5 protein-coding genes and 1 pseudogene are annotated in these 3582 nt (G+C 44.9%); 1 reads left to right on the forward strand and 5 read right to left on the reverse strand.

Annotated features, from left to right (window positions below; translation table 11 throughout):
• Positions 1-1537, reverse strand: a pseudogene (locus FKM52_RS21215) (DUF262 domain-containing protein); the annotation flags it as partial.
• 70 nt (positions 1538-1607) lie between these two features.
• Positions 1608-1919: a hypothetical protein gene (locus FKM52_RS21220; RefSeq protein ID WP_023337782.1), complete on the reverse strand. Its 312-nt coding sequence runs from the start codon at positions 1917-1919 to the stop codon at positions 1608-1610.
• Positions 1920-2196: 277 nt separating this feature from the next.
• Between FKM52_RS21220 and FKM52_RS22045 the strand changes: the two genes are divergently transcribed.
• The gene (locus tag FKM52_RS22045; protein WP_181941042.1) at positions 2197-2340 is read left to right on the forward strand and encodes a hypothetical protein; all 144 of its coding nucleotides are present in this window, start codon (positions 2197-2199) and stop codon (positions 2338-2340) included.
• 44 nt (positions 2341-2384) lie between these two features.
• On the opposite strand, the gene FKM52_RS21230 is transcribed toward FKM52_RS22045, so the two are convergent.
• The 3 genes from FKM52_RS21230 to FKM52_RS21240 form a co-directional block, all read right to left on the reverse strand.
• The gene (locus FKM52_RS21230) at positions 2385-2759 is read right to left on the reverse strand and encodes a DeoR family transcriptional regulator (protein ID WP_342777795.1); all 375 of its coding nucleotides are present in this window, start codon (positions 2757-2759) and stop codon (positions 2385-2387) included.
• Complete coding sequence (locus FKM52_RS21235; RefSeq protein WP_246085570.1) at positions 2716-3075, reverse strand: DeoR family transcriptional regulator; 360 nt, start codon at positions 3073-3075, stop codon at positions 2716-2718. Before FKM52_RS21235 ends, FKM52_RS21230 begins: the two co-directional genes overlap by 44 nt.
• A 102-nt stretch (positions 3076-3177) precedes the next feature.
• A partial coding sequence (locus FKM52_RS21240; RefSeq protein WP_281285009.1) for a YaaW family protein occupies positions 3178-3582 on the reverse strand: 405 nt, incomplete at its 5' end.

Below are 3582 nucleotides of genomic sequence, written 5' to 3' on the forward strand. Positions count from 1 at the left end.
TTCGCAACATAATCTAATTTTTCAAGATATTTCTTTGAGAAGTGATTTCTTGGGTGAAGGTGATCAATATGAAACACCTCGGTTGGATTCATTTCAGGGAACAGAAGATGCAATAGTGCGCGGCAACGACCTTCGCCATATCTGATATTGAGAAGGCTTTCGATGTATTCGTCGTCAAATCTGAGGTCTTTATTCGAGCCTTTATATCTGTCAATAATCTTCTCAAGAGGAAAATGAATATCTGAAAGACTATTTTTCATTACATCTCTGATGCTCGTGAGTAGCGCATCGGCCTGGCTTCCAAAGATCCCTTTCAGAAGTACCATGTAAAACCACTGGCTAATTACTGAGCGTTCATTGTGGTTTTTATTCAGGAGGTTAATCGTTGTATATAATGGATGTCCACTGGTTTGCTTTTTGTAAAGCCAGTAGGCCACAGGAATGACTGCATTTTTAGATATCAAAGACTGTGGATTGATGCCGAATCGCCTGATAAGAATAAAAGTCTCCTTGATACAGGATTTTATTTCAGACCATTGTTGTTGTATCTTACCGACCTCCTCTGAAGTGAAGTTTTTTACTTTGAACCGGACGTCAGAGTCAATAAGCATCAGGCTGGTTTTTAAGAACCAGTCTCTTTCAATATAAAAACCCATTTCATTATTCTGATAAATATTTTTTGTCAGTTCATCCAGTTCTCTTCTGAAATCCCCCTGCCAGTGCGCTACCGCTATTGACATCAGTAAGTCGGAGAACTCAAGTTTTGTCCCCCCGCTGTTCGTGCGGATGAAAACATCCAGCACATGATCAATGTCCTGACTGCTTTCATTGAAGTAGTGGATAAGATTTTCAGTTCTTATCTTGGTATAAAGTCTCAGTAATGTTTTTCTGGAAAATTCACTGGAAATGAGTCCTCTTTTTTCGAGTTCTGGTTCGACAACGTTAAATAAAATATCATCCGGAGAATCATGTTGCTCGTATTTGAATATTTCGTGCAGGCAGAACCAGTGATGTTTGTTGTCTGTAAGTGAATCAGCGTATTGCTTCTCGGTGAGGAACCTGAAGTTGTACTTCATCATGAGTTCGTCGTCTGACTTAAGTGNNNGTAAAGCTTTCTGGGTGGCAGGATGCGATCATCCTGTGCCGAAGGCCACCACATCCGGGGCTGTTTATACGCATACGTTCCACACAATCCAATATATAATGATGTGAGACGCTGCTGACCATCAATCACCGCCTTGAAATCATGAAATCCAGCATTTGTTGCTACGCAGGGGTTTTCTTCATTAAATCGCTGACAGTATTCTTTCAGGAATTCATAGAATTTGTAATCATTTTTAATACTGGCACTACGGATATCCCACATCATGAAAGAGTTTATCGGGTAGTCTCGCATGATGGAATCAAACAGCAAACATATTTGACTGCTGCTCCAGACGAACTTCCTCTGAATTGCAGGCAGAAGATAGTGGCGTAAATTAATTGAATCTATCGCTTGTTTTATCGTTATTGCTTTTTCATACTGGCCAGCCATCATAAACCTCATATGTTATATTAGCTGGCCTATTTTAATTTATTGCGTGTCGGTAGTACAGTCTTTGCACAAACTAATTTATGCAATGGAAAAGCTGACGGCTCGGTTTGTGTTTTTCATTCGGGTAGACCCGCATTGCGGATGCACAAAGTGATGAAACCTGTCTTGCTATATTTTTACCGAAGTTAACAAGTAGGCCGTGCTTTATTTTTTCACCCTCTGCCCTGATGCTGATGACAAAGCTGAACTGATATACGATTACCTCAATGAGGTCATTGCCAAATGTTATGATGGCGGCGTTGTTTATTTCATATTCATAATCCCTCAGGTCAGTGTTAAGTCTTGCTGTTGCATCTACAAGTGCGTATTCTTTATCGATAATCATAACTTTCTCACTTATCATGTTAATGTGATTTAATCATCACTAATAATATGTTGTGATTTTAATTACGATTATTCGTCTGTTTACTCCCGTAATGCATTATCTTATGAATAATGTTCATGTGGGGTAAGGCTTCCATAAAGTCAGACTGTTCAATCAGCGAAATGAGTGTGTTATCGATCTCAAACGTTGTATCCGGTAATACCTCAACCAGCCTGATTCGGGACAGGGAAATAACGAACACGCCCGATGACGTACATCCGGCAAGAAACCACTCCGCATGGCTGCAAAGCAGACGGTAGGGATGAACGGTATGGCTGACGTTTTCGTCGGTTCTGATACGCACCTGGGTCTGGTTAAGTATGGCGAGCGTCAGTCTGCTGAAATCACCAAAGAGCGTGGGTTTCTGGTGCGGCTCCGGTAGCATAATCCTGTAGGGTGAAGGGTGCTCCCCGTCAAGCAGAAGGCTCAGCAGTTTGGCATCCATCGCGGGTAACNAAAGAGCGTGGGTTTCTGGTGCGGCTCCGGTAGCATAATCCTGTAGGGTGAAGGGTGCTCCCCGTCAAGCAGAAGGCTCAGCAGTTTGGCATCCATCGCGGGTAACAGACGGTCAAGATGCAGCAGTCTCGCCAGTATCTTCATATCCCGTTCCGTGCGGCGACGAAAGTAATGCGAAGCGAGCTGATATACGCCGTTGTTCTGTTCAATATCAAGATAGGTGAGGCGGACGTTGAAATCCCGTCGCAGCGTTCGCGTCGTCACTCCAAATTCTTCTGCCAGCGTCCCGATATGCAGCTTTTCACCCTGAAACAAACGGCTNTGGCGAGGGACGTTCCCCGTCAAGCATCAGACTCAGTAGTTTGGCATCCATCGCGGGTAACAGACGGTCAAGATGCAGCAACCTCGCCAGTATCTTCATATCCCGTTCCGTGCGGCGACGAAAGTAATGTGAGGCAAGCTGATACACGCCGTTGCTCTGTTCAATATCAAGGTAGGTCAGACGGACGTTGAAATCCCGTCGCAGCGTTCGCGTCGTCACTCCAAATTCTTCTGCCAGCGTCCCGATATGCAGCTTTTCACCCTGAAACAAACGGCTCAGGATGATGGAAAGGCGGGTTGCCAGTCTGTCATGTTCGTTTTCTTGTGTTATCAGCGTCATACATCATTTCCGAATTTAGCCGGGAAATAATGCCAGCAGTAGCGGACAGGATTTGTCCGCCCTCTGAAGTTTTTTAAAGTCTGAATACCTTAAATGTAAGTGCTAAACGTCAGTATTCTCAGGTGAATAAAGATGCTTCTGGCGCATGTAGGCAATAAAAATGCAGGATGGTAGCGTCACCCGGTATGCGGGACCGGCTAAATCAATCAGCAGCCAGAGAGAACTGAGCACCCAGCCCACGGGACCGGCAAAAGCGCCCATAGTACGCGTCAGCATGGCATTTCCTGCAACGGTCAGCCCTCTGCCTAACAGGGCTTTCGCCACACCATTTGTGACAACAAGTGCCATCTGATAGGCCGCAAACCCGGATGTTTTTATCCCCGCCTGGATTGCCATGGTCAGCAACTCCGGCGTGGGGTTGCTGTAGCCTGTCTGCAATTCTTCCGCCACGGTCTTTAGCTGGTCAGGCGTCATCTTCTCAAGACTTTTCTCCAGGATCTTCATCAG

Source organism: Mixta tenebrionis (assembly GCF_006517625.1).
Lineage (GTDB): Bacteria > Pseudomonadota > Gammaproteobacteria > Enterobacterales > Enterobacteriaceae > Mixta > Mixta tenebrionis.

Bases quoted from the DNA above. Each gene is read 5' to 3' on its own strand.
- FKM52_RS22045 (WP_181941042.1), top strand. From the start codon at position 2,197: ATGGCTGCAAAGCAGACGGTAGGGATGAACGGTATGGCTGACGTTTTC.
- FKM52_RS21220 (WP_023337782.1), bottom strand. From the start codon at position 1,919: ATGATTATCGATAAAGAATACGCACTTGTAGATGCAACAGCAAGACTT.